Raw genomic sequence first — 25,209 nt, 5'->3', positions numbered from 1 at the left:
TCTCGACTGCGCTCGACCTGACAAAAATAAAAATTATGAACTTAGACTTAAACAATAAACACGCATTAGTTTGCGGTAGTACAGCAGGAATTGGAAAAGCAACTGCAATAGCTTTAGCCGAAGAAGGCGCTATTGTAACCCTTATTGCAAGAAACGAAGACAAATTAAAAGCGACTTTAGCCGAGTTACCTCAGCATAGAAATCATGATTATATTGTGGCAGATTTTTCTAATCCTTCGGAATTAAAAACCAAGGTTTCTGAATTTATAGCTAACAATCACGGATTTCATGTGTTGGTAAATAATACTGGCGGACCAAAAGGCGGACCTGTATTTGCAGCTGAAGTAGATGAATTTGAAAGTGCATTTACCCAACATTTAAAATGTAATCACGTATTGGCTCAAGCGGTTGTTCCGTTTATGAAAGAAGAGAAATACGGTAGAATTGTTAACGTCATTTCAACATCGGTGAAGCAACCTTTAGACGGACTTGGAGTAAGTAATACTATTCGTGGCGCTGTAGCTAATTGGAGTAAAACTTTAGCTAACGAGCTGGGCCAATTCGGAATTACAGTAAACAATATACTTCCTGGAGCTACAGGAACAGAGCGTTTAACAGAAATTATTAAAAATAAATCGGCTAAAACTAGAGTAACAGAAGATGAAGCCAGCAACGCTATGAAAAATGCAGTTCCTGCAAAGCGTTTTGCTAAGCCTGAAGAATTAGCTGCAGCCATTACATTTTTAGCGAGTGGAAAAGCAGCGTACATAAATGGTATAAATCTTCCAGTTGATGGTGGAAGAACCAAAAGTTTATAATCTTATCTTTTAAAATAAGTGTTTTAAACTATTGTTATGAGCAGTAATTAATTAATTTATTATTGCTAATTTTATTGAATTGAAGAATTTGCGTTAAGGATTGAGCAATTGTTTAAGCTCTTTTTAGGCGTCACCTTGAGCGGAGTCGAAAGGTTGCACCTAAAAAAGCGAGTTGCGAAAGCCTGACCCTTTAGGGTAACGCCCAAAATATGAAACTATGAGTAATTTAGTATCTCCTTTAAATTTTAAAGCCTGGATTGAGGAAAATCGTCATCTTTTAAAACCGCCAGTTGGAAATAAAGTGGTTTGGAAAGACGGAGAATTTATAGTTATGGTAGTTGGCGGACCAAATAACCGTAAGGATTATCACTATAATGAAACGCCAGAATTTTTCTATCAGGTTGAAGGCGATATTGTGCTTAAAATTATTGATAATGGTGTGCCAAAAGACGTGCATATTAAGGAAGGTGATATTTATTTACTGCCTTCTAAAGTACCACATTCTCCACAACGAGGCGCTAATACGGTTGGTTTGGTTATAGAATACCAGAGACCTGAAGGAATGCGTGATGCCCTACTTTGGTTTTGCGAATCTTGTACTACTAAATTGTATGAAGAAGATTTTACAGTAAAAAATATTGAAACCGACATGCCTATAATTTTTGATAAATATTATGGTGATCAACTAAAACGTACCTGCCCTAACTGCGGAGATGTTATGGAAGCACCAAATAAAGTAAAGATTGATTAGGCAGTAGGCAAAAATTAAAATAGTTTTAAACATCTTATGGAAAAACGTAAACTAAGAATAAACGGACATTCGCACTTATTACCTTATCCTGAGGAAATCCCTCAGTTTATGAAAGATAAAGGTATTTTTTGGGTTGATAAAGACCGAAAATACATGTTACAAAAGGACTGGAATCGACCTATTACAGATTCGTCGTTTTTTTTAGATGAAAAGTTAGCGTGGATGGAGCGTTTTAAAATTGACCATGCGGTGGTTTTAAACCTGTCTCAGTTATACGGAAACGGTTTACGTGTGGAAGAAATGAAGCAAGCTTTACGTTTTCAAAACGATTTTAACGCAAAAGTACAACGTGAAAACCCTAGTAAATTTACAACTGGTTTTGTGGTGCATCCGGGTTTTGTACGCGGTGCTTGTTGGGAAATTGAACGTTGTGTTGAAGAATTAGGTATGCAATTATTATGCCTGCCAACACATTACATGGATACTATTGGAACGTGGCGATGTATTTTTGATGAAGAAAATGAGCCTATTTTTGAATTGGCTAACAAGTACAATTTAGCAGTAGAAATTCACCCATACGATGGTGAGAAATTTATAAAATTAGAAAACACTTCTTGGCGTTTTCATTTAATTTGGATGTTGGCACAATGTGCAGATGCCTATCATTTTTTAACTTTAAATGGTTATCAAGATAAATATCCAAATATGCGAACTTGTTTTGCGCATGGTGGACAATTAGCACAAATAAATTTAGGACGTCGTATTCAAGGTTTTGATGGTAGACCCGATTTATTTGAAGGCAAAAGTCACCCTAGAAAAGCCGTAGGACATAAAAACATCTTTTTTGACACCTTAGTGCATGACACTGGTGGTTTACAGCTTTTAATTAAAAATCAAGGTTCTAAGCAAGTCCTTATGGGCTTAGATGATCCTTATCCTTTAGGTGAAATGGAAAGTGAAAAACAAGCTTCTTATCCTGGTAAAATTTTAGATTTAGCTATAGACCGTTCTATTATTACTAAAGTGGAGCGTGATGCTATTTGGGAAGACAACGTTATTCAATGGTTATGTGGCGATGACCAAGCTGCTAAAGATAAATTAGTGAAAAGAATTTTGGGGTAAGGTTATTTATAAAACACTTTGTTGAGTTGTCATGTCGACGTATGGAGACATCACATTATTTGATTTTTGTACAAGTAACTATATTAACATAAAATCTAAGTTATGCTTTATAATTATTTTGTCTACATCGTCACTAATGAATACAGAACAACGCTATATATTGGAGTTACAAATAATATTCAAAACAGATTAGCTCAACATTATTTTGACAGTAACAATGCCAAAAAATCGTTCGCAGGTAAATATAATTGTATCTATTTAATATATTATGAAGGCTTTAATTATCCTAAAGATGCTATATACAGAGAAAAACAATTAAAAAAATGGCGCAGAGAAAAGAAGAACTTATTAATTAGTAATTTCAATCCGAAATGGGAAACACTAAATAATGAAATTATTTAAAATTAATATACTTGTGCGATTTCTCCTAACGTCGAAATGACAACCAATATAGTTTTATAGTCATGTCGAAGTATTGAGACATCACATTCGTTGCTCTTAAAAGCTTTATTGAGATCCTGTTTTTATATGTTTTATGTGATTTATTCCGCTGATTTAACGATTCTCTACTCTTCGAAATGACTAAATAAGGTAAATTAGACTAAAGGCTTAAAAATTCTTAAATTTGAATTATTTTATTAAACTATGTACTTCCTACCAGAAAAATTAGACGAATACGTTGTGGCACATTCTGAAAATGAACCCGAATTATTGCAGCAATTAACGCGTGAAACCTACCAGAAAATATTACAACCGATTATGCTTTCTGGACCTTATCAAGGTCGTGTATTAAGTATGATTTCTAAACTAGTACGCCCAAAAACCATATTAGAATTAGGGACCTTTACCGGTTATGCTACGCTGTGTTTAGCGGAAGGTTTACAAAAAGATGGCGAAATACACACCATAGATATTAATGAAGAGTTAGAAGACTTCCAACGTAAGTATTTTGACTTGTCTGGGTTTGGTTCTCAAATCTACCAACATATTGGTAGCGCATTAGATATTATACCGAAATTGGAAAGTAAATTTGACTTGGTTTTTATTGATGCCGATAAACCCAACTATGTTAATTACTTCAATTTAATTATAGACCAACTTAATCCTAGTGGTATTATACTTTCTGATAATGTATTATGGCATGGAAAAGTGGTGGAACCTTTAAAGGATAAGGATATTTCTACCAAAGTACTTTTAGATTATAACGAGCTTCTTAAAAATGATCCACGTGTAGAGACTGTACTTTTACCTATTCGTGATGGATTAACAATAAGCCGTAAAAAATAAAAAACCACTAAACAAGATTTCTAAAGATATTGTTTTACTATAAGCAATGGGTTAATGTACAGAATTTTTAGATTTAGAAGCAGCATTATAAACTTAGATTAAATCCAAAAATTGTTAAATTAGCATTATTGCGATTATAAAGTATTAGATTTAGTATTTTTACTTTCCAACAAATTCATTTTCTTCTGTTTCATCTGATGAAAATCTTGCAATTATCATTGGTATTACCAGACAAACTATTCCGATAATTGATTTTAAATCGAAATCTTCTATGAAATTCATTACAATTAAATAAACTCCACAAATCAAAAAAATTACATTAACCAATTTTTTGTTCCAACCAAAACCTCCAACTACGTATGCGGTTCCTATTAGAGTAAACATTCCCGCGTTTAGAATTTGATTTATTTCTTCACTGTAATTCAAAAACCAATTTGATATTTTTCCTACTAAAAGAATTCCAATAAGTATCAGAAAAATTTTATGTAATTTTTTTTTCATTTCAATTGCACTCTATTTTACTTTTGTGAGAAATATTTTTCTACTTACATTTTTCGTCTTACCGAGCCTGTAAATTCTTCTAAGTCGTCTTTAACTTTGTTTAGTTCGTCGTTAATGTCTTTAGTAACATTAGTATCGCCAACTTGTTTTTCAACACTTTTAGTGATCTCATATTTAATATCGTTCGTGGCATTCTTCACCTGTTTGATCCCTTTTCCTAAACCACGAGCAATTTCAGGAATTTTATCGGCACCAAACACCATAACCACGATAAGTAAAATAAATCCTATTTCACCACCGCTTATAAATAATAATGTTGTTGCATGTATCACGCTACAAATATAGTAAGATGTTTTGATACAAATGAAAAAGCCGACAAAATTTGTCGGCTTTTAACTTATTAAGTAAACAATCAATTATTAGGTTTACTTTTTATTCTTCATTTTATCAAATTCGCTCATTTCAGCTTTTGCTGGCCATGAATTATTTGTTGTATCCACATCTGCAGTTTCCTCGTTAGGATCTACCATGATGCTTACTATTTTCTTTTCAGAAGCTATAGCTTTACTCACTTCTTTATCGTTTAATCTCCAGATTTCTGCTGGATAAGTTTCTGTCATTTTAGTACCATCTTCGTAAGTATACTCTACAATAATTGGCATTACTAATGGTCCTGGTTTTTCAAAAGTCACATTATAGAAATACTTAGGATTTTTTAAACTTTTACGCTCTGCTGGTGTAAAGTTATCCATGACGTAAGATTTTAAAGACTGAGAATTATCTAATACATTAGCTTTATTAGACATCTTATCTTCATCACTACCTTCTTCAACCATATAAACTAACGCAGGAATATCTTTTTCTGCCATATTATAACGTTGTGCCATGTTTTTCACCATATCTTTTGGCGTTTCGGCTACTTTAAAGGTTTTTACTTCTTTAATAGCAATATCTGTATAATCTGTAGTATAGAACCAACCTCTCCAGAACCAATCTAAATCTACCGCAGAAGCATCTTCCATAGTTCTAAAGAAATCTTCTGGTGTAGGATGTTTAAACATCCAACGGTTAGCATATTCTCTAAACGCATAGTCAAACAACTCACGTCCCATAATAGTTTCTCTTAAAATATTTAAACCTGTTGCTGGTTTTCCATAAGCATTATTTCCAAACTGGTAGGTATTTAAACCTTTAGACATTATTGGTGCAATATAATTTTGATCGCCACCCATATAAGACACTATTTTTGCTGCTGGACCACGACGTGATGGATACTTTGCATCGCCTTTAGATAATGCTTTTGGATACCACTCACCAAAATCCTGTTCTGCTACATATTGCACAAAAGTATTTAATCCTTCATCCATCCATGTCCACTGGCGCTCGTCACTATTTACAATCATTGGGAAAAAGTTATGTCCAACTTCATGTATTATTACACTCATCATTCCGTATTTAGTTCTATCGTCATAAGAACCATCTTTTTCCGGACGACCATAATTCCAACAAATCATTGGATACTCCATACCTTGCTGTCTTGCATGTACTGAAATAGCTTTATGGTAAGGATAATCGAATGTCATACGAGAATAAGACTTTAGAGTACTTGCAACTGCTTTAGTAGACCAGTCTTCCCATAGTGGGTTTCCTTCTTTAGGATATAATGACACTGCCATAACATCTTTGTCTCCTATTTTAACAGCCATCATGTCAAAAATAAATTTACGAGAAGTCGCAAATCCATAATCACGAACGTTTTTTGCACTAAATTTCCAAGTTTTAGTTTTAGTTGCTTTTTTCTTTTCAGCTTTTTCAGCTTCTTTTTGAGTAACAATTACAACCGGCTCATCATAAGATTTTTTAGCCTTTTCGTAACGCTCCATCATTTTATCTGAAAACACATCTTTGCGATTAGTTAACACACCTGTAGCATCTAAAATATGATCTTCTGGCACAGTAATATTAACATCAAAATCTCCAAATGGCAACGCAAACTCATCACGTCCCCAGAATTGAGAGTTTTGCCATCCTTCTACATCATTGTATACTGCCATTCTTGGATAGAATTGAGCAATAACATATAAACGGTTATCATCTTCTGGGAAATATTCAAAACCTGAACGCCCACCATCTTTAATGTAATCGTTTATATTATAATTCCATTTAATAGAAAATGAAAATTTATCACCAGTTTTCATTGGTTCTGGTAATTCAACTCGCATCATTGTTCTGTTAATAGTGTGAGGTAATGGTTTACCATTTTTATCTTTAACAAATTCAATATTAAAACCACCTTCAAAAGGTTCTCCTAAAAAGTCTTTTGCAAATGAAGAAGCTTGTTGTACTTGTCGTACACCACTACCTTCAATTAAAGGCGACTTAGAATCTTTTGCTCTAACATTCTGGTCTAATTGTACCCAAAGGTATTTTAACACGTCTGGTGAATTGTTTGTGTAAGTAATCGTTTCTTCTCCAAAAAGTTTTGCTTTTACATCATCTATAACAATATCCATTTTGTAATCTGCCTGTTGTTGGTAATAAGCATGACCTGGAGCTCCAGACGCTGCTCTATACTCGTTTGGCGTAGAAAACTCTTGGTAAAGTTGTCTAAACTTGTTGGTGTTTGAATGACTTGGTTGTGGTTCTTTCTTTTGTTGTTCGTCTTGTGCTATAGCAGTAGCAGATACGAATAAAACAGAAAGTAGTAGATACTTAAATGCTTTCATTTTATAAATTTAGTTACTTAATCGCGTGAATTTAACACTATTTAAGAGATTGGTATAATGTTAATTAAAGTTTAACATTCCTTTATCGTTTTGAGGAATTAAGATAAAAGTCTTATTACGTCCATTAATTTTAGTTCTAACAATGTTTTTTTGATCTTCAAACAAGTCAAAAAGCGTCTTATTTTCAATATGAAATGTTTTTATTTCTGAAATATTTTCAATCTCATAATAAATGTAAAGTATATCATCATCGTATTCTTTACCAATATAAATTGGTGTTTGTAATACACCATTAATTTCTATTGGCATTTTGGATAAAATGTATTTGTTAATCACTTTATCAATTTCTTTTTCATCTTTACCGCTATCTAATCTAATAGCATCATCATAACGTTCTCGTAATAAACGCTCAAAATCGTCTATAAAAATTCTTGTAATAATTTGCACCGATTTTTTTTCTTTGACATACTCAATTTCTGTTATACTTACATAATATTTGTGAAGTGCTACAGAAGTAAATAATAAAGTAAAACCTGTAATTAGGATTAGTTTGTGAAGGAATTTCATGTAAATTATTAATTAGTTTTAAACTAATAACAAAAAGTATTCCGAATACTTTCTATTTATTAATTTGCTGCAAATATAAGGCATAATACTTTTCAAGAAATAAAACAGTGTTTAGATCTAAAGTTCTGGTTTGGGCAATAAAATTGGGCTGGTCTGAGCAATACAAAAAGAACTCTTCTCTTTTATCTTCAGGTAACTCATAAGATTCAAAAAAAGTTGCAGCAAATTGAGATTTAATTTTCTCTAAAAGTGATGTTTTATTTTCTAGTAAAACGCGTTGTTTTAATTCTTTAGTTCTTCCTGTTATGGCATTAATTATGGGGTTTATTTGCAAACCAACCCCACCACCTCCAAAACCACCACCGACTGTAGGCATAAAGTTAGAGGCCTCTTTTAAACGTCTAGCACTTTGAGTTAGAGGTTTACCAGTATAGCCAGGGATACCAACATCTGCAAAATTAATTTGCTTTTTATTACCTTGGTTTGCCACATCAAGACTTAAATTTCCCGTTAAAACTTTTCCAAGGGTTACCTCATCTAGATCATTTACAAATGTCTCTAAAACAGTAGACAAGTATTTACTCTTATAGATAATAGGTGTCACAACAACTTCTTTTAATTTATATAAAATTGAAGAAAACACAATCGTGTCGTTAGTTTTTACTTTTATTTTAAAATCTCCAGTTACAGTTGTTACAGCGTAATAATTTGAAGTTTTATTAATTACATGAATACCATCAAGATCATCTTTCCCTTCTATTTTACCAGAAATTTCTATGATTTGACTACTACCTAAAATTGGTATTATAAAAAAGATAATAAAAACATATTTCATCTCTTATTTCTTTTCTTCCAAAAACATTTTACTTTTCATGTTTAGGTATTCAATTAGATGTAGTTCTTTACCTCTTAATAATAAATTATGATCCAAATCTTTTTCAGCATAAGCAATAAATTCCTGAACACTGTCTTCGGGAATATTAAAATTTGCTATGTAGTAGTTGGTAGAATATTTATTTTCAAGTTTTAAAGCTTTTATTCTTAATTCGTTAGCTTCTTGTCGTCTTTCTATTTCTTTTTTATCGCTTTTAAATAATCCAGCCACTAGTTTAACAATTGCCATACCATCTGCCATGTTGTAAAATTGTCCCTGTCTTGTTATAATATTATCTGCAGCTGTTTTATAGTCTGCAGAAAATTGATCTTTACTCATATCAATAGAATTTAAACCAACATCTATATCAGTATTAAACACCTCAATATCTTCAACATCTTTATCTAAATCTCCAGACAAGCCATCTTCTAAAACTGTAACTTCATCTAAGTTATTTACCAGTTCTACTAGAAAAACTTTAATAGACTTGTTTTTTAAATCTTTTTCGGTAATTGTTATTTTTTGATTTTGTATTAATAATGATGAAAATTCTAAAACGTCTTTTTCTGCAACCTGAATTACGAACTTTCCTTCTTCATCTGTTATAGTTCCTTTATTTGAAGATAAATTAAAAACCGTTATACCATCTTTTTCAGCTAGATTAAAAAATATCTGTCCATTAATCTCTTGACGATTTATAGATTGAGAAAAACCCAGTGTTACAGAGAAAAAGTATAATAGAATAATATAGAAGTAAGTCTGTTTCATGGTTTGGATTTTTTGGTTATATAAAGTACGCTCAAATCTTCGTATTTATTAGTGATAATGCTTGTAATTTTTTGTTAAAAGTGTAAGTTTACCTTATAAAAGACGAATTTAAGAATGAAAAATATCCTTCTGGCAAGTACCTCTACACTTTTTAATGGAGATTATTTAGACTATCTGCTACCTGTTTTAAAAACACATTTTAAAAACTGTAAAACTATTTTATTTATTCCTTATGCAAGACCTGGCGGAATTAGTTATGACGCCTATACAAAAAAAGCTTCAGACGCTTTTAAAATAATTGACATAGAGATAAAAGGTTTACATGAATTTAAACATCCTGTCGAAGCGATTAAAAATGCGGAAGGTATGTTTACTGGTGGAGGCAACACTTTTGTGTTACTTAATGAGCTCTACAAGAATAACTGTGTCGATATATTAAAAAACGTTATTTCAGATGGAACACCTTATCTAGGCACGAGTGCAGGAAGTAATATCTGTGGGCAAAACATAAAAACCACAAACGATATGCCTATTGTTTATCCACCAAGTTTTAATGCCTTACAGCTGGTACCTTTTAATATTAATCCGCACTATTTGGATCCAGAAGTTAATAGTAAGCATATGGGAGAAACCAGAGAGACAAGGATTAATGAATTTCACACTCAAAACAACCTTCCTGTTATTGGTTTAAGAGAAGGAAGCTGGTTAGAAGTTAAAAATGAGACTATACTTTTAAAAGGAAATTTAGAAGCGCGGATTTTTGAAAAAGACCAAAAACCTTACGAAATAAAACCAGATACTCTAATAACATTTTAAATAAAAAAAGCCTCACCATTAAGTGAAGCTTTTAGAGCGAGAGACCGGGTTTACTTCGGCTACGCTCTGTATAAACTTCTCATCCTAAATTTTAATCACATCAAAATTAAAGCATAAAAAAAGCTTCACCGTAAAGTGAAGCTTTTTTGAGCGAGAGACCGGGTTCGAACCGGCGACATTCAGCTTGGAAGGCTGACGCTCTACCAACTGAGCTACTCTCGCATTTCCGGATGCAAATATAATAACAAATTTAATTCCTGCAACTCATTTTACAATTTCTTTAAAAAATGATAGCCTAAAATATTAAAACCTTCATTGTAATAAAATTTATGGGACGGATGGTTAGTTACATAAGTATTTAATTCTATGGTTTTTACCTGTTTTTCTTCCGCATAAAGATAAAGCCATTTAAAAAAATCTTTTCCAAAACCTTTGTTTCTATGTGCATCCTCTATATAAAAATGATCTATTTCTATACTTTTTCCCACATAATGCCTAGTCATAAACCATAACCCACACATTCCAATAAGCTTATCATCTAAAAAAAAACCAATACACTCATAATTCTGACTAAACATTTCAGAAATTCGGTTTTCAAGAACTGTTTTATCAACTTTATAATCGTTTAATATCTCAAAATAAGTAATAATTTTATCACTATCTTTTTTCATTAATTTTTTATACACTACAGACATAAGTCGTTTTTTAAGTAAAAATAATTAAGTTTATATAAATGAAATCTATTGACTCCTCTAAAATTTTCATTAAAACTATTAATCCTGAAGAAACTTATGAGGTTAGACTACCCGTATTAAGACCTGGAAAACCCATAGAATCCTGTAAATTTGATGGAGACAATTTAAATACAACATTCCATATTGGACTGTTTTATACTGATAAATTAGTTGCAGTTGCAAGTTATATGGGCAATAGTAACCTGCATTTTTCAGCATCTAAACAATACCAGTTAAGAGGTATGGCAGTTCTACATCAATACCAAGGTTTAGGTTTAGGTAACTTACTTCTAAAAAAAGGTGAAGAACATTGTAAAATTAAACAAGCAGATTTAATTTGGTTTAATGCACGCGAGAACGCTGTAAACTTTTACAAACGAAACAACTACCATGAAACTGGTGCCTATTTTAATATTGAAGGTGTTGGTACACACATTATGATGTCTAAAAATTTACTTAAAACTACTTTTAACAAGTCTTAAAATTTGTAGTTTTATAATCTAATCAACCCAATTTAGTATCATGAGAGGTAAAAATTTTAAATATCGTATTCTAATAGGTCTTGCCATAGCCGCTTTTTTTTATTTTAAAAAATGTAGTCAACAAGAAGTTAACCCATACACAGGAAGACAGCAAACCATTTCTATGACTACCGAACAGGAAATCCAAATGGGTTTACAAAGTGCACCTACTATGGCACAGCAACATGGAGGTTTGTATCCAAATGAAAATTTTCAAGGATTAGTAGATCAAGTGGGTGCTAAACTGGTTAATAATAGTATTGCAAAACAAACGCCATACAAATATGAGTTTCATCTTTTAGCAGATCCTAACACAATCAATGCGTTTGCTTTGCCTGGAGGACAAATATTTATTACTTATGCGCTCTTCTCACAGTTAGAGAATGAAGACCAACTTGCAGGAGTTTTAGGTCATGAAATAGGTCATGTCCTTGGAAAACATAGTGCAGAACGTATAGCAGAAAGCGAATATTGGCAAGGTTTATCGACCGCGGGAGCAGTTGGTGCAGACGCAGGAAACATAGTTGGTCAAATTGGACAAAATACATTATTAAAAAACGGACGTGGAGATGAGTTGGAAAGTGACGATTTAGGTGTTTTATTTATGATAAAAGCAGGCTATAATCCGCATGAAATGATTGGTGTTATGGAAATTTTAAAAGCAGCAGCCGGACCAAACAGGCAACCAGAATTTCAAAGCACGCATCCGGACCCAGATAATCGCATTGAAAAAATTAAAGCCTCCATAACGAAATATAGGAAGTCTCCAGAAATCCAGTTAGAAAACCAAGGATTTTTTGATTAATCTACAATTACAATAATTACCAAACAGCCTAAGCCATTAGGCTGTTCTTTTTTAATATATTTGCAATTCAAATCTTTACAGAATGAATAAAAAAGTCATATTAATGATTCTTGATGGTTGGGGAAAATCTCCTGATCCAAAAGTTTCAGCTATCGATCAAGCTAATACACCATTCATAGACAGTTTATATGAAAAATTTCCAAATGCCCAATTAAGAACCGATGGTTTACATGTAGGGTTACCTGAAGGACAAATGGGTAATAGTGAAGTTGGACACATGAATTTGGGTGCTGGACGTATCGTTTATCAAGATTTAGTAAAGATTAATTTAGCGGTTCAAAATAACACCTTAAAAGATGAACCTGCACTTAAAAATGCATTGGAATACGCCAAGACTAATGGTAAAGATGTTCATTTATTAGGGCTTTTAAGTGATGGTGGCGTTCATTCTCATATAAGTCATTTAAAAGGTTTAATTGACGTTTGTGAAAACATGGGCTTAGAAAAGACATTTATTCATGCCTTTTCAGATGGCCGAGATGTCGACCCAAAATCTGGTATAGGGTTTATAGAAGACATAGAGCAGTATACTAAAAATAAACATACACAAATTGCCTCTGTAACAGGTCGTTATTATGCAATGGACAGAGATAACCGTTGGGAACGAATTAAGGTGGCTTATGATGGATTAGTTCACAACATTGGAGAAAAAAGTCAGGACTTAACAGGAAGTATACAAAAGCAATACGACAATACTGTTACGGATGAGTTTATAACACCTATTATTAAAACAGACGCAAATGACGCTCCTTTAACACAAGTTAAAGATGGTGATGTGGTTGTATTTTTTAATTACAGAACAGATCGCGGGAGGGAGCTTACCAATGCTCTATCTCAAAATGATTTTAGCGATTTGTTAATGAAAAAACTCGATTTGCGTTATGTAACCATGACCAGTTACGATGATACTTTTAACGGTATTGATGTTATTTATAAAAAAGACAATTTAAAAGATACTTTAGGTGAAGTTTTAGCAGCACACCAGAAAAAACAAATTCGAATTGCCGAAACTGAAAAATACCCACATGTAACATTTTTCTTTTCTGGTGGACAAGAAGAACCTTTTGAAGGTGAAGAACGTATTTTACGAAACTCTCCAAAAGTTGCTACTTACGATTTAAAAGCAGAAATGAGTGCATACGAACTTACAGATGCTTTAGTTCCTGAATTGGAAAAGGGCGAAGTGGATTTTGTTTGTTTAAATTTTGCCAATGGAGATATGGTTGGACATACAGGTAGCATGCCTGCAGCTATAAAAGCGTGTGAGACCGTAGATGCCTGTGCTAAAACTATTATTGAAACCGGTTTAATGAGTGGATATACCACTTTATTAATTGCCGACCACGGTAACTGTGAAACCATGATTAATCCAGATGGTACACCAAATACTGCTCACACGACCAATCCAGTGCCATTAATTTTAATAGACCCTGAATTAGAACATATTAACGATGGGGTTTTGGGAGACATTGCCCCTACTATTTTAAAACTTATAGGTGTTGAGCAGCCAGAAGCTATGACACAACAACCATTAATATAGCTGTTATGAATTTAACCAACTCTAAAATAATAGCAATAGATTTTGATGGCACCATTGTAGAGGATGCATATCCTAACATTGGTAATGAACGTATGTTTGCATTCGAAACGCTTAAAAGACTTCAAAGCGATGGACATAGGCTAATTTTATGGACCTACAGACACGGTAAAAAATTAGATGAAGCAGTTACATTTTGTAAAGAAAATGGAGTAGAATTTTATGCGGTAAATAAAAGCTTTCCAGAAGAAGAGTTTGATGGTTCGGTAAGCCGAAAAGTGAATGCAGATTTATTTATAGACGATAGAAATTTAGGAGGCGTATTAGGCTGGGGTGAAATTTACCAACTCCTTACCAACGAAAAACCTCCAAAACAGAAAAAGAAAAAAGGCTTTTTTAGATTTTAAGTTAAGCAGATGATTATAGCAAAAACATTAGAAGAAATTGAATTAATGCGTGAAAGTGCATTAATTGTATCAAGAACACTTGGAGAAGTTGCAAAAGCCATAAAACCTGGTGTAACTACTTTGCAATTAGATAAAATTGCGGAAGAATACATCCGTTCTCAAGGAGCTATTCCTGGTTTTTTAGGATTGTACGATTTCCCTAACACCTTATGTATGAGCCCTAATTCTCAGGTTGTACATGGTATTCCAAATAACACACCATTAGAAGAAGGTGATATTATTTCGGTAGATTGTGGTGCTATAAAAAACGGTTTTTATGGAGACCATGCTTATACGTTTGCTGTAGGTGAAATTGACCTAGAAACTGAAAAGCTTTTAGCAGTAACCAAACAGTCTTTGTACGAAGGAATCAAAGAGTTTAAGATTGGCAATCGTGTTGGAGATGTTGGCTATGCTATTCAAAAATATTGTGAAGATCATGGCTATGGAGTCGTTAGAGAATTAGTGGGTCATGGATTAGGGCGTGTCATGCATGAAGATCCTGAAATGCCAAATTATGGTAAACGTGGACGAGGTAAAAAGTTTATTGAAGGTATGGTAGTAGCTATTGAACCTATGATAAATTTAGGAACCAAAAATATTAAACAACATCGTGATGGCTGGACTATTACCACTAAAGATAATAAACCAAGTGCACACTTTGAACACGATGTGGCTATTGTAAATGGTAAACCCGAATTACTATCGACTTTTAAATATATTTATGATGCATTAGGTATTGTGTCAAATGAAGAAGATGAGTTTAGAGCTATAAAACTTTAAATTATGAAAGTAAAACATATTCTTGCGGTATTAATCTCTGGTTTTGCACTAAGTATTATCTCGGCAGTCTTTAAAATTCTACATTTACAGTTTGCACAAGAAGCTTTAATATTAGCTACTCTATTAATTGTAATAGGTTTTATATTGTTAATTATTAAGCTTTTCACTTCAAAAAAGTTTAAAGATTTTTTAAACTCTTAATCTCCTTTTGAAAAAGCTTTTTAAATATATTTTAAATAAAGTTCCAAGACCTTTATTAATTCGATTAAGCTATATCGTTAAACCTATTTTAGCACTAGTTTTAAAAGGCAATACTTATACAGATCCTATAGACGGAAAAAGTTTTAAGAGCTTTTTACCATATGGTTATGGCAATCAACGTAACAATGTTTTATCGCCATCTACATTATCTTTAGAACGTCATAGACTATTATGGTTATACTTGCTACATGAAACGGATTTTCTTCAGCCTAAAAATACTTCAACTGTAAAAAAAGATGTCTTACATTTTGCTCCAGAACAATGTTTTTTAAAACGATTTAAAGCTTTAGAGCATATTAACTACACCACAACCGATTTAGAATCTCCTATTGCCGATGTAAAAGCTGACATCTGTAATTTACCTTTTCAAAATGAGTCTTATGATGTTATTTTTTGTAATCATGTGTTAGAACATATACCAGACGATACCAAAGCAATGCAAGAATTATATCGCGTTTTAAAACCTGGCGGAATGGCTATTTTGCAAATCCCACAAGATTTAAATAGAGACATTACTTTTGAAGATGATTCTATTACCGATAAAGACGAACGCGCAAAAATTTTTGGGCAATACGACCATGTGCGAATTTATGGTCGTGATTATTTTGATAAATTAAGACACATCGGTTTTAAAGTAGATGAAGTAGATTACACTGCACAACTTCCTGAAGAAGACATTAAAAAATATTGTTTAGCAAAAGGGGAAATTATTCCTGTGGTATACAAGTAATAAATTTATCATTTACTCAATCGGGAAACCATTAAAAGATAATACTTCTATCTGTTTCATATAATTTTCAAAAATAACATAAGCCTTAAGCTGCTTTTTACGAGCTAAAAATTGTTTTATGTGCTCTAAGTCCATTGCTTGCAAAGCAGTTGCGTAACCATCTGCCAACATACAATTATTAGCTATTACAGAAACACTTAATATATTTGTTTTAGCAGGATAACCAGTTTTTGTGTTTATTATGTGCGCATATCGATTCCCCAAACTATCGGTTTTGAATTTTCTATAAACACCCGAAGTTGCCATAGATTCGTTTTGTAAACTAATAACCTTATTGTAACTGGATTCACCGTTAAAATCTGGGTTTTGAATACCAATTTTCCAATGCGCTTCTTTATTAAGATTGTTACCAGACACTCTTATTTCTCCTCCAATTTCAACAAGGAAATTACTTATGTCTTTAGCTAATAAAAATTCTGCTATAACATCTATACCATAGCCTTTTGCTATAGCATTAAAATCTAAATAGCCTTGGTTTGGTTTTACTACTTTATTATTATGTAGAGTGACTTTGTTAAATCCAACAAAACGCATTAAACTATCTATACTAGAGCTATCTATTGCTTTGGTATTTGTTTCAGAACCAAAATTCCAAAAATTAACTAAACTACCTATAGTGGGATCAAAAACACCTTCAGTTTCTCTATATATCTTTTTTGAAGCATTAAAAACAGTTATAAAATAATTGTCTAAACTATAGTTTTCGTTTCTATTTAATTTTGAAATTTTAGAGTTTTCTTGATAGTTAGACATAGAGTTGTTAATCTCTTTAAACAGACTATCTATATCTTTTGTAAAATCTCTAGACTTTTGATCATAGTATTGAATATTATAACTGGTACCAAAAACTGGTCCACTCAATTTTATTAATTCTAGCGTGTTTTGGCATCCCATAAAGAGTAAACACAACCATACATACAAAATATACTTCATATCAATTTAAATTCATATCTAAAACCTGGATACCGTTATATTCAATAAGATAAGCTTCATTTAAATAAATAGGTAAATCTTCACCATCAGGATTTCCTAAACCAACACCTGCATAAAGTACCTTAGCATCTTTTTCATAGGCATGCTTTTTAAAAGATTCCATCCAAACCACGTCATAGTTGTTGGCGTTATCTGGTAACATTACAGCTTTTACTATAACAAAATAATACTGTTTATTTTTATCCATACAAACAAATTGAGGATGCCTTTTTAATTTACTATTAATAGCTATAAATTCGAAACCTCTTTGCTCTAAATCTTTCCCAACATGATTCATGGCTAGATTATGCAATTCTTGTGCTGATAATGCTTTTCTCATAATTCAAAATTACAATTTAAAGCTTATTAATTATAAGTTATTACAAAAAAAAGCCCAACACATAAGTGTTGGGCTTTAACTTTATAAGGACTTAAAAAACTTAGTTAACTATAAGTTTTCTAAACATGGTATTTGAACCACTGTTAATTTTAACCACATAAACACCAGTAGCTAAAGATGCTAAATTAAGTGTTTGGTTAAACTTAGAACCAGAAGCATTAAAATTCTTATTTAAAACTGAACGACCTCTAATATCATATAAATTAACATTTACGTCGTTAGATGTATTAAAACCAATAGTTAAAGAACCATTTGATGGGTTTGGATACATTACAAAACTATCGAAAGTAAAATCTTCTGTACTTAAGAAAGCCATATTACCGAAATAATAAGTTCCATTTAAACCAGATGCAAAGTTACCTGTTACTTTCCAATCAGAACCAAAAGCTGTAATAGTAGCCGATACGGTTTCTAAAGAAGCACCATTATCTTTACCTATTTGAAGGTTAGCTCTAGAATCTCCTGTAGCTGCTTCCCAACCTGCTAATTCTGCTTCTGAGAAGTAGAAAGAAATTTGTGTAGAGCCTACAGCTGAATCCGCACTAGGTGTAATTGTATAAGCTTTATCTGTTACTAACGCTGGTGCTATACTACCATTAAATGGTTGAGCTGAAGTACCTGCTCTTGATACTGCAACCGTAGTACAATCGTAACTAAAGCCATCTAATACATTAACATTTAAAATTGCATTATCTGAAATAGTATCTAATCCATAAGCCTCTCCTGAGCCAATTAAATTTATTTGGTCTTCTGAAGTTCCTGCATTTACTGCAGTTTGAATATCGGCAGGTCCTGGAGCAGAAACTTCAAAGTTATCCACTACTAAACCACCTGCCCAGCCAGCTTCATCATTATAATGTACTGATAAATTTACTACTTGACCTGCAAAAGCACTTAAATCAATATTAACAGTTGCAAATGGAATGTTAGACTCATCTCCTGTCCCAGTATTTGCTAAAATTGCAGCATTTGGCCAAGTCGCACCACCATCTGTAGATAGTTGTACAGAAGCAATCCCACCATAGGTATCACTAAATGCGTAATCTAAACTGATACTTGCATTTGATATTCCTGCTAAATCAATTGAATTATTATAAGCCATTCTTTCATTAGACATATCACAGTTACAATCATCATCATTAACATATGCATAAGTTGTCGTATTTGACTCATCTGTATTAAAGAATCCTGCATCGGCAATAGTTGCATTTGTCGCTAAAGCAAAATTAGTTGCTGAAGGAGCACCTGTTACAGTCCAATTACCAAAACCAGATTCAAAATCATCAGAAGCAATTGTAACCGGAGCACCTCCAAATAAAGGATCAACATCATCATCTTCAATTGTTAATGTAAATACTGAGTTTCCTGCAGTAGCATCACCTCCATTAGCATTCACAGTAAACTCAATTGTTGCATTTTCGTTACCTTCTCCAAAACTATCATTAAAAATTCTCAAAGTCACTGTTTGAGGAGCTGTCGATCCAGCTGCAAAATTTACTGTAGGAGTTAAAAGCTCAAAATCTTCTAAATTAGTTGCCGTTCCTCCAGTTACTGATAAGTTAACAGTAGCGTTATTTGAAGGGGCATCACCAATATTTAAATCAATTGTAAAATCTGTAAAAGAACAGTCAGAACCTTCAATCACATTAGTTAAAGATGAAGCAAAAGAAATTACAGGACCAGAATCACCAGTTGTTGAATTTGGTAATTCTGTTCTTCCTGGAGAATTTTGTAAAACTACAATCATTCTAGCTACTTGGTCTGTGGTAAATATGTCCATACAAGAATCGTCTGTATAATCCATATAGTTTTCAACCATATCTCTGTCTGCATCAGTTGTACAAGAATCTACAGTTGGACAACCAAAGTTTGAACCACCTGCATTGGGAGTATCTGCGCAAAAATCGTCTGCTCCGCAACCACCATCACCCCAAATATGGCGTAAACCAATCCAGTGTCCAATTTCATGTGTTAAAGTACGACCTTGATTATATGGTGCTCCTCCTGGGTAAGGCATTGCAGTAGAACCTATAGAACTAAATAAACAAACAACACCATCTGTATTAACAGCTCCACCAGAACCTGCTGGCATCCCTGGTAATGTAGAATTATCAGGAAATTGTGCATATCCTAATAAACCACCACTTAGGTTTCCAGTCCAAATATTTGCATACATAGTTCTATCCCATTGAGTAGCTGGTTTAATGTTGTTTTCAAAATCTGCTTGCCCTAAAGTACCTGGATAACCAAACACTCGATTAATTCCTGGCTCTGCTAAAGGGCTTCCAGATGGGTCCACAGCTGCAGGCACAAATTGGATATCTGAATCTGCATCACGACCATCCCAGAAACCACCATCAGCACCTGCTAAATTTGCAAAATCAATATTTAACTGGTCAATTTGTGCATTTATTTGAGCCTGACTAAGGTTGGCTGCATCACTTGCTGAACCTGAAACAACATGAAATATAATTGGAATATTATAAGTGGCTTGAACAAAATTTCCTGTAGCTTTTTGCTGAGCGATATTTTGTTTATACTCTTGAACTAATGGAGCTAACCAATCTTCAAAACGTTGTCTTGCTTCAGGAGATGTGTGCTGTGCATTTATTTCGTCTGTAATACATTTAACAACACCTGTTTGATTGTAGAAATTCTGATTTTCTTGATTTAATGCAACTCCTATACCAGGTATTTGATTAACCTTAGATTGCACTGGTTTATTATTTTTTAAGTCTTGTGTACTTTTAAAGCTAGAATTTTGTGCAATTGAAGCTGAAAATGAAACAGACAATAAAAATAATAAACTCAATAGAGTAGTTTTTCTCATAATGAACGTTTTATAAATTAAAATTTTGTTAAAATTACTAATTGCTAAATATATGTAAATATTTAACATAAAAAAAACCGCAAAATGGTTTTTGCGGTTTTTTTATCATATTCTTAAAAATTAGCCTCCAAAGTCATCAAATCTGATGTTCTCATCTGGAATACCAAAATCTTCTCCCATTTTTTGAACAGCCTTGTTCATTAAAGGTGGTCCACAGAAATAAAGTTCAATATCTTCTGGCGTTTCGTGGTGATTTAAATAATTGTCTATTACACAATTATGAATAAATCCTACAAAACCGTCACCTGGTGCATCAATATTCTCTTTAACTTTCCAATTATCTTCCTCCATTGGTTCAGATAAAGCTAAATAAAATTTAAAGTTAGGGAATTCGTTTTCTAACTGCTTAAAGTGATCTAAATAGAATAACTCTCTTTTAGAACGTCCTCCATACCAATACGTAACTTTACGACCAGTACGCAATGTTTTGAATAAGTGATATAAGTGAGAACGCATTGGTGCCATACCAGCTCCTCCACCAACATAAAGCATTTCTGCTTCAGATTCGTTAATAAAAAACTCTCCATAAGGTCCAGAGATAACACATTTATCTCCTTTCTTTAAGTTGAAAATATAAGATGAAGCAACCCCTGGGTTAACATCCATCCATCCGTTTTTGTTACGATCCCATGGTGGCGTAGCAATACGAACATTTAGCATAATCTCACGCCCTTCTGCAGGGTAAGAAGCCATAGAATAAGCTCTTTCCACAGTTTCGGTGTTTTTCATTACTAAAGGCCATAAGTTAAACTTATCCCACTCAGCTTGAAATTTATCCGGTGTATCATGCTCTTCTGGGTGAGCAGTAATATCCATATCCTTGAAATTAACTGTACATTCAGGAATTTCAATTTGAATATATCCTCCAGCTTTGTAGCCCATATCCTCAGGGATTTCAACTACAAACTCTTTAATAAAAGAAGCTACATTATAATTACGTACTACAGTTGCTTCCCATTTCTTAATTCCAAATACCTCTTCTGGAATTGTAATTTCCATATCCTGCTTTACTTTTACCTGACAAGATAAACGAGCTCCATGAGCTAATTCTTTTCTTGAAAAGTGAGGTGTTTCAGTTGGTAGAGCTTCTCCTCCACCAGATAATACATGACATTCACATTGAATACATGTACCACCACCACCACAAGCAGATGGTAAAAATATTTTGTTACTTCCTAAAGTAGATAGTAAAGTGCTTCCTGAAGCAACTTCAATCTCTCTTTCACCATTAATTAAAATCTTTACGGGACCTGATGGTGATAATTTTTGTTTTACAAATAGTAATAGTGATACCAACACTAATAATATTATTAAAAACGCGACAACAGTTGTTGCGACTGTTCCAAATGTTCCTGCTAAAATCATACTACTTTATTGTTTTAGTGTTATTAGCTAATTCTTTATCTTCTTCTGAAATCATTTTAACTTCAGCAGCTTGTTCTTTTGTTTCAGCATTTTCTTCTTCACCGCCTGTTAACATTCCTCCAAAACTTAAGAATCCAATACCCATTAACCCGGTAATGATGAATGTAATCCCTAAACCTCTTAAAGGTGCTGGCACATTACTATATCTAATTTTCTCACGAATAGCTGCAATAGCAAGAATTGCTAAAAACCAACCAATTCCTGAAGAAATACCATAATTGAAAGCCAAACTTAAGGTTTCAATTTCTCTAGACTGCATAAATAAAGATCCTCCTAAAATAGCACAGTTTACTGCAATTAATGGAAGAAAAATACCTAATGAGTTGTATAATGAAGGTGAAAATTTTTCAACTACAATCTCTACTAACTGTACCATGGTTGCAATGGTTGCAATGAACATGATGAATGAAAGAAAGCTTAAGTCGTAAGTTGCATATTCTTCGCCTAACCATTTTAAGGCTCCAGGCTGTAATAAATATTGATCTAATAACCAGTTAATAGGAACTGTAATAGCTAATACAAAAATTACAGCTGCTCCTAAACCTACCGCAGTAGCTACTTTTTTAGATACGGCTAAGTATGAACACATACCTAAGAAAACCGCAAACACCATATTGTCAATAAAAATTGACTTAAAAAATAATTCGATGTGCTCTATCATTGTTATTTATTTTAAATTTCTTAAAAAGACGTATTAGTCTTCAATTAAAGCTTTATTTCTACTACGTTGTACCCAAATAATTAGACCTACAATAATTAAGGCCATAGGTGGCATTAACATAAATCCGTTATTCTCGTAACCAATACTGTATACACCTGTTTTTTCAATTGGATCTCCTAAAACTGGAATTCCGAATAATGTACCAGAACCCAATAATTCTCTAAAGAATCCAACAATAACTAAGATGATTGCATACCCTAAAGCATTACCAATACCATCCAGAAAAGATCTCCAAGGTCCGTTACCTAAAGCGAAAGCTTCAAAACGTCCCATAATGATACAGTTGGTAATAATTAAACCTACGAAAACCGAAAGTGTTTTACTTAGCTCGTAAGCAAAAGCTTTTAAAACTTGGTCAACTATAATTACTAAAGCTGCAACAACGATAAGTTGTACAATAATTCTAATTTTTGAAGGAATAATGTTACGCATTAAAGAGATAACAACGTTACCAATTCCTAATACAAAAAGTACTGCAATACCCATTACTAAAGATGCTTTAAGCTCTGCTGTAATAGCTAATGCCGAACAAATACCTAATACCTGTATGGTAATTGGGTTATTATCTGTTAATGGGTCTGTAATTAGAACACCATCTTTTTTTGAAAGTAATCCCATGTTAGTTCGTTTTGTTTTTTAAGTTTTCAAAATAAGGCAGATATAATTTTAAATCTGCTTTTATCATAGCCGACACACCATCTCCTGTAATTGTTGCTCCCGCAAGTGCATCAACTTCATAGTCGTCTTTATCTTCATTTTTAGGATCGTTATTACCTTTTGCTACAGTGATTCCTTTAAATACACCATTTTCGGTTAACAAACGCTCTCCATAAAAATCGTCCATAAAATAACGTTGCTTAATGTTGGCTCCTAATCCAGGAGTTTCTCCTTTATGATCAAAATAAGTACCTCTAACAATCATATTTTCATCTAAAGCCACAAAACCCCATATAGCATCCCATAAACCTTTACCTCTTATAGGTGCTACGTAAACAGTTTTACCGTCTTGTTCTCCAACAAATAAAGGTAATTTTCTAGGCTTACCTTCCTTAGCTAATGCCTGTTGCTTTTTAATATCTATTAAATAAGGCTCTTGACCATTATTAGCAGCTTTATACTCTTCACGATTTTGCTCCTTAATAATTTTACCATCTTTAACTTCTAGTACAATTTGTTCTTTAATAGTTGTTTTAAAGACATCTTCTACTTTATCGGTAGATACAAAAACGATATCAGATTCGCCATTCTCATTTACTCCTAAAGCATAAAGAATATTTTGTTGTTTTTCTTTTTCTTCATTTGCAGTAATTGTCCCTTTAAGAGAAGATGCTGTAAATGCTAATAAAGAACCAACAACGACTACCATTGCTACTGCAAAGATGATCGTATATGAATTTTTATCTGTATTAATTGCCATAATTATGCTGTTTTAACTTTTAAACGTTTCATTCGTTTCTTCACATTACCTTGAACCACATAGTGATCAATAGTTGGAGCGAATACGTTCATTAATAAAATTGCTAAAAATACACCTTCTGGGTAAGCTGGATTAAATACACGTATCATGATAGAAATAAATCCTATTAAGAAACCATAAATCCACTTTCCTTTATTGGTTTGCGATGCAGAAACCGGGTCTGTTGCCATGTAAACTGCTCCAAAAAGTATTGAACCAATAATTAAATGTTGCCAGAATGGCACACTCATTAGTCCATAAAACTTACTAGACTCTCCAATCCAACCAGCATCAACAACTCCATTAAAAATAAGTCCCATAATTAAAGCACCTATAACTGTACTAAAAATAATTCTCCAGCTTCCTACTTTTGTAAATATTAAAATAGCTGCTCCAAGAATAATTAACAATTTTGAGGTTTCTCCTACAGAACCTGGAATAAATCCAAAGAACATATCCATATAATCTATTCCTGCCAGACTACTGTTTTGAGCATAAGCTCCTAATAAAGTTTCTCCTGAAATAGCATCTGCAGTTCCTGCACGCTCTACTGCTTCATGAACCCATACTTTATCTCCCGACATCCAAGTTGGATATGCAAAGAATAAAAAGGCACGAATAGTAAGAGCTGGATTAAGAATATTCATTCCTGTACCACCAAAAACCTCTTTACCTATAACAACTCCAAATACTACCGCAACAGCAAGCATCCATAATGGAATGTCAATAGGTACGATTAATGGCACTAACATTCCTGTTACTAAGTAGCCTTCTTCAACTTCATGACCTTTTATAATAGCAAATATAAATTCTACTAAAAGTCCTACTCCATAAGACACAATAACTAATGGTAAAACCGTCCATGCACCAATTACAAAGTTATCCCACGTTAAGAAGTTTCCAAATAAAGACGCTTCCGTCGCAATGCCTTTTGCTGCATCAATTGCCGCATAGTGCTGGTAACCTGCATTAAAGATACCAAATAGCAAACATGGCACTAAAGCCATAATTACAATATTCATGGTACGCTTTAAATCGTCTGCCGCCTTAATGTGCGTTCCTCCATGAGTGGTCTCATTTGGCAAGTATAAAAAGGTATGAATGGCGTTAAATGCTGGCGCCATTTTTGTACCCTGATACTTTAATTTTAAATTATGTAAATTACTTTTCAATCCCAT

At 33.0% G+C, this 25,209-nt stretch carries 28 protein-coding genes and 1 tRNA gene; 13 read left to right on the top strand and 16 right to left on the bottom strand.

From position 1 onward, the window contains the following. Positions 1-35 precede the first annotated feature (35 nt). The 5 genes from C7H52_RS00540 (at position 36) to C7H52_RS00525 (ending at position 3,978) form a co-directional block, all read left to right on the top strand. Entirely contained in the window at positions 36-818 is a 783-nt protein-coding gene (locus C7H52_RS00540) for an SDR family oxidoreductase (protein WP_106462061.1), read from the top strand. 217 nt (positions 819-1,035) lie between these two features. Continuing rightward, a complete protein-coding gene (locus C7H52_RS00535) occupies positions 1,036-1,569 on the top strand; it encodes a 3-hydroxyanthranilate 3,4-dioxygenase (RefSeq protein ID WP_106461929.1) in 534 nt (177 codons plus the stop codon). A 36-nt stretch (positions 1,570-1,605) separates the two neighbouring features. After that, entirely contained in the window at positions 1,606-2,691 is a 1,086-nt protein-coding gene (locus C7H52_RS00530) for an amidohydrolase family protein (RefSeq protein ID WP_106461928.1), read from the top strand. A 102-nt stretch (positions 2,692-2,793) separates the two neighbouring features. Next, positions 2,794-3,093 (top strand): GIY-YIG nuclease family protein, encoded by a 300-nt coding sequence (locus C7H52_RS13515; RefSeq protein WP_221405025.1) that lies wholly within the window; start codon positions 2,794-2,796, stop codon positions 3,091-3,093. A gap of 243 nt (positions 3,094-3,336) precedes the next feature. Then, the gene (locus tag C7H52_RS00525; RefSeq protein ID WP_106461927.1) at positions 3,337-3,978 is read left to right on the top strand and encodes an O-methyltransferase; all 642 of its coding nucleotides are present in this window, start codon (positions 3,337-3,339) and stop codon (positions 3,976-3,978) included. 159 nt (positions 3,979-4,137) lie between these two features. Here C7H52_RS00525 and C7H52_RS00520 read toward each other — a convergent pair whose 3' ends face one another. The 6 genes from C7H52_RS00520 to C7H52_RS00495 all read right to left on the bottom strand — a co-directional run bounded on the left by C7H52_RS00520 (position 4,138) and on the right by C7H52_RS00495 (position 9,414). Then, on the bottom strand, positions 4,138-4,479 hold the full coding sequence (locus C7H52_RS00520; protein ID WP_106461926.1) for a hypothetical protein: 342 nt from the start codon (positions 4,477-4,479) through the stop codon (positions 4,138-4,140). 44 nt (positions 4,480-4,523) lie between these two features. Beyond that, complete coding sequence (locus tag C7H52_RS00515) at positions 4,524-4,811, bottom strand: Sec-independent protein translocase subunit TatA/TatB (protein ID WP_106461925.1); 288 nt, start codon at positions 4,809-4,811, stop codon at positions 4,524-4,526. 93 nt (positions 4,812-4,904) lie between these two features. Continuing rightward, positions 4,905-7,205 (bottom strand): M1 family metallopeptidase, encoded by a 2,301-nt coding sequence (locus C7H52_RS00510; RefSeq protein ID WP_106461924.1) that lies wholly within the window; start codon positions 7,203-7,205, stop codon positions 4,905-4,907. Between the two features lie 60 nt (positions 7,206-7,265). Next, entirely contained in the window at positions 7,266-7,772 is a 507-nt protein-coding gene (locus tag C7H52_RS00505) for a DUF6702 family protein (RefSeq protein WP_106461923.1), read from the bottom strand. Positions 7,773-7,824: 52 nt separating this feature from the next. Next, a complete protein-coding gene (locus tag C7H52_RS00500; protein ID WP_106461922.1) occupies positions 7,825-8,607 on the bottom strand; it encodes a hypothetical protein in 783 nt (260 codons plus the stop codon). A 3-nt stretch (positions 8,608-8,610) separates the two neighbouring features. Further along, positions 8,611-9,414 carry a carboxypeptidase-like regulatory domain-containing protein gene (locus C7H52_RS00495; RefSeq protein ID WP_106461921.1) on the bottom strand — a complete coding sequence of 268 codons (804 nt, stop codon included), beginning with the start codon at positions 9,412-9,414 and terminating at the stop codon, positions 8,611-8,613. Positions 9,415-9,528: 114 nt separating this feature from the next. Between C7H52_RS00495 and pepE the strand changes: the two genes are divergently transcribed. Next, the gene (pepE, locus tag C7H52_RS00490) at positions 9,529-10,230 is read left to right on the top strand and encodes a dipeptidase PepE (protein WP_106461920.1); all 702 of its coding nucleotides are present in this window, start codon (positions 9,529-9,531) and stop codon (positions 10,228-10,230) included. Positions 10,231-10,379: 149 nt separating this feature from the next. Here the strand turns inward: pepE and C7H52_RS00485 are convergent. Both C7H52_RS00485 and C7H52_RS00480 read right to left on the bottom strand, forming a co-directional pair. Next, positions 10,380-10,452 (bottom strand) — tRNA-Gly (locus tag C7H52_RS00485). Between the two features lie 47 nt (positions 10,453-10,499). Further along, the gene (locus C7H52_RS00480; protein WP_245918506.1) at positions 10,500-10,901 is read right to left on the bottom strand and encodes a GNAT family N-acetyltransferase; all 402 of its coding nucleotides are present in this window, start codon (positions 10,899-10,901) and stop codon (positions 10,500-10,502) included. A gap of 62 nt (positions 10,902-10,963) precedes the next feature. Here C7H52_RS00480 and C7H52_RS00475 point away from each other — a divergent pair, with 62 nt between their 5' ends. The 7 genes from C7H52_RS00475 to C7H52_RS00445 all read left to right on the top strand — a co-directional run bounded on the left by C7H52_RS00475 (position 10,964) and on the right by C7H52_RS00445 (position 16,107). Then, entirely contained in the window at positions 10,964-11,446 is a 483-nt protein-coding gene (locus C7H52_RS00475; protein ID WP_106461918.1) for a GNAT family N-acetyltransferase, read from the top strand. A gap of 40 nt (positions 11,447-11,486) precedes the next feature. Beyond that, on the top strand, positions 11,487-12,290 hold the full coding sequence (locus C7H52_RS00470; RefSeq protein WP_106461917.1) for a M48 family metalloprotease: 804 nt from the start codon (positions 11,487-11,489) through the stop codon (positions 12,288-12,290). An 82-nt stretch (positions 12,291-12,372) separates the two neighbouring features. After that, complete coding sequence (gene gpmI / locus C7H52_RS00465) at positions 12,373-13,890, top strand: 2,3-bisphosphoglycerate-independent phosphoglycerate mutase (RefSeq protein ID WP_106461916.1); 1,518 nt, start codon at positions 12,373-12,375, stop codon at positions 13,888-13,890. A gap of 5 nt (positions 13,891-13,895) precedes the next feature. Continuing rightward, a complete protein-coding gene (locus tag C7H52_RS00460) occupies positions 13,896-14,294 on the top strand; it encodes a BT0820 family HAD-type phosphatase (protein ID WP_106461915.1) in 399 nt (132 codons plus the stop codon). A gap of 9 nt (positions 14,295-14,303) precedes the next feature. Further along, entirely contained in the window at positions 14,304-15,116 is an 813-nt protein-coding gene (map, locus tag C7H52_RS00455; protein WP_106461914.1) for a type I methionyl aminopeptidase, read from the top strand. Positions 15,117-15,119: 3 nt separating this feature from the next. After that, the gene (locus C7H52_RS00450) at positions 15,120-15,317 is read left to right on the top strand and encodes a gliding motility protein GldL (RefSeq protein ID WP_106461913.1); all 198 of its coding nucleotides are present in this window, start codon (positions 15,120-15,122) and stop codon (positions 15,315-15,317) included. Positions 15,318-15,324: 7 nt separating this feature from the next. Then, positions 15,325-16,107, top strand: coding sequence for a class I SAM-dependent methyltransferase (locus C7H52_RS00445; protein WP_106461912.1), 783 nt, complete (start codon positions 15,325-15,327; stop codon positions 16,105-16,107). Positions 16,108-16,119: 12 nt separating this feature from the next. Here the strand turns inward: C7H52_RS00445 and C7H52_RS00440 are convergent, their stop codons facing one another. From C7H52_RS00440 to C7H52_RS00405, 8 genes are all read right to left on the bottom strand, one after another. Next, on the bottom strand, positions 16,120-17,100 hold the full coding sequence (locus C7H52_RS00440; protein WP_106461911.1) for an FAD:protein FMN transferase: 981 nt from the start codon (positions 17,098-17,100) through the stop codon (positions 16,120-16,122). A gap of 1 nt (position 17,101) precedes the next feature. Then, entirely contained in the window at positions 17,102-17,479 is a 378-nt protein-coding gene (locus tag C7H52_RS00435; protein WP_106461910.1) for a Na(+)-translocating NADH-quinone reductase subunit F, read from the bottom strand. 100 nt (positions 17,480-17,579) lie between these two features. Beyond that, positions 17,580-20,369 carry a T9SS type A sorting domain-containing protein gene (locus C7H52_RS00430; protein WP_181256190.1) on the bottom strand — a complete coding sequence of 930 codons (2,790 nt, stop codon included), beginning with the start codon at positions 20,367-20,369 and terminating at the stop codon, positions 17,580-17,582. 120 nt (positions 20,370-20,489) lie between these two features. Further along, positions 20,490-21,794 carry an NADH:ubiquinone reductase (Na(+)-transporting) subunit F gene (nqrF, locus tag C7H52_RS00425; RefSeq protein ID WP_106461908.1) on the bottom strand — a complete coding sequence of 435 codons (1,305 nt, stop codon included), beginning with the start codon at positions 21,792-21,794 and terminating at the stop codon, positions 20,490-20,492. A 1-nt stretch (position 21,795) separates the two neighbouring features. Then, complete coding sequence (gene nqrE / locus C7H52_RS00420) at positions 21,796-22,515, bottom strand: NADH:ubiquinone reductase (Na(+)-transporting) subunit E (protein WP_106461907.1); 720 nt, start codon at positions 22,513-22,515, stop codon at positions 21,796-21,798. 33 nt (positions 22,516-22,548) lie between these two features. Further along, entirely contained in the window at positions 22,549-23,193 is a 645-nt protein-coding gene (locus C7H52_RS00415) for an NADH:ubiquinone reductase (Na(+)-transporting) subunit D (RefSeq protein ID WP_106461906.1), read from the bottom strand. A 1-nt stretch (position 23,194) separates the two neighbouring features. Further along, positions 23,195-23,992 carry a Na(+)-translocating NADH-quinone reductase subunit C gene (locus C7H52_RS00410; RefSeq protein WP_106461905.1) on the bottom strand — a complete coding sequence of 266 codons (798 nt, stop codon included), beginning with the start codon at positions 23,990-23,992 and terminating at the stop codon, positions 23,195-23,197. 2 nt (positions 23,993-23,994) lie between these two features. Then, a complete protein-coding gene (locus C7H52_RS00405; RefSeq protein WP_106461904.1) occupies positions 23,995-25,209 on the bottom strand; it encodes an NADH:ubiquinone reductase (Na(+)-transporting) subunit B in 1,215 nt (404 codons plus the stop codon).

Origin of the sequence: Aurantibacter aestuarii (assembly GCF_003008425.1) — a bacterium.
Classification (GTDB): domain Bacteria; phylum Bacteroidota; class Bacteroidia; order Flavobacteriales; family Flavobacteriaceae; genus Aurantibacter; species Aurantibacter aestuarii.
The sequence above is the reverse complement of the archived record's forward strand: the minus strand, read 5'-3'. Positions and strand labels throughout refer to the sequence as shown.

Coding starts and splice junctions, on each gene's coding strand:
- C7H52_RS00520 (WP_106461926.1), bottom strand. CDS start 4,479: ATGAAAAAAAAATTACATAAAATTTTTCTGATACTTATTGGAATTCTT.
- C7H52_RS00525 (WP_106461927.1), top strand. CDS start 3,337: ATGTACTTCCTACCAGAAAAATTAGACGAATACGTTGTGGCACATTCT.
- C7H52_RS00405 (WP_106461904.1), bottom strand. CDS start 25,209: ATGGGATTGAAAAGTAATTTACATAATTTAAAATTAAAGTATCAGGGT.
- C7H52_RS00470 (WP_106461917.1), top strand. CDS start 11,487: ATGAGAGGTAAAAATTTTAAATATCGTATTCTAATAGGTCTTGCCATA.
- C7H52_RS00435 (WP_106461910.1), bottom strand. CDS start 17,479: ATGAGAAAAGCATTATCAGCACAAGAATTGCATAATCTAGCCATGAAT.
- C7H52_RS00440 (WP_106461911.1), bottom strand. CDS start 17,100: ATGAAGTATATTTTGTATGTATGGTTGTGTTTACTCTTTATGGGATGC.
- C7H52_RS00410 (WP_106461905.1), bottom strand. CDS start 23,992: ATGGCAATTAATACAGATAAAAATTCATATACGATCATCTTTGCAGTA.
- C7H52_RS00540 (WP_106462061.1), top strand. CDS start 36: ATGAACTTAGACTTAAACAATAAACACGCATTAGTTTGCGGTAGTACA.
- C7H52_RS00415 (WP_106461906.1), bottom strand. CDS start 23,193: ATGGGATTACTTTCAAAAAAAGATGGTGTTCTAATTACAGACCCATTA.
- C7H52_RS00430 (WP_181256190.1), bottom strand. CDS start 20,369: ATGAGAAAAACTACTCTATTGAGTTTATTATTTTTATTGTCTGTTTCA.
- nqrF (WP_106461908.1), bottom strand. CDS start 21,794: ATGATTTTAGCAGGAACATTTGGAACAGTCGCAACAACTGTTGTCGCG.
- C7H52_RS00510 (WP_106461924.1), bottom strand. CDS start 7,205: ATGAAAGCATTTAAGTATCTACTACTTTCTGTTTTATTCGTATCTGCT.
- C7H52_RS13515 (WP_221405025.1), top strand. CDS start 2,794: ATGCTTTATAATTATTTTGTCTACATCGTCACTAATGAATACAGAACA.
- C7H52_RS00475 (WP_106461918.1), top strand. CDS start 10,964: ATGAAATCTATTGACTCCTCTAAAATTTTCATTAAAACTATTAATCCT.
- nqrE (WP_106461907.1), bottom strand. CDS start 22,515: ATGATAGAGCACATCGAATTATTTTTTAAGTCAATTTTTATTGACAAT.
- C7H52_RS00535 (WP_106461929.1), top strand. CDS start 1,036: ATGAGTAATTTAGTATCTCCTTTAAATTTTAAAGCCTGGATTGAGGAA.
- gpmI (WP_106461916.1), top strand. CDS start 12,373: ATGAATAAAAAAGTCATATTAATGATTCTTGATGGTTGGGGAAAATCT.
- C7H52_RS00500 (WP_106461922.1), bottom strand. CDS start 8,607: ATGAAATATGTTTTTATTATCTTTTTTATAATACCAATTTTAGGTAGT.
- C7H52_RS00530 (WP_106461928.1), top strand. CDS start 1,606: ATGGAAAAACGTAAACTAAGAATAAACGGACATTCGCACTTATTACCT.
- C7H52_RS00505 (WP_106461923.1), bottom strand. CDS start 7,772: ATGAAATTCCTTCACAAACTAATCCTAATTACAGGTTTTACTTTATTA.
- C7H52_RS00495 (WP_106461921.1), bottom strand. CDS start 9,414: ATGAAACAGACTTACTTCTATATTATTCTATTATACTTTTTCTCTGTA.
- pepE (WP_106461920.1), top strand. CDS start 9,529: ATGAAAAATATCCTTCTGGCAAGTACCTCTACACTTTTTAATGGAGAT.
- C7H52_RS00480 (WP_245918506.1), bottom strand. CDS start 10,901: ATGAAAAAAGATAGTGATAAAATTATTACTTATTTTGAGATATTAAAC.
- C7H52_RS00460 (WP_106461915.1), top strand. CDS start 13,896: ATGAATTTAACCAACTCTAAAATAATAGCAATAGATTTTGATGGCACC.
- map (WP_106461914.1), top strand. CDS start 14,304: ATGATTATAGCAAAAACATTAGAAGAAATTGAATTAATGCGTGAAAGT.
- C7H52_RS00450 (WP_106461913.1), top strand. CDS start 15,120: ATGAAAGTAAAACATATTCTTGCGGTATTAATCTCTGGTTTTGCACTA.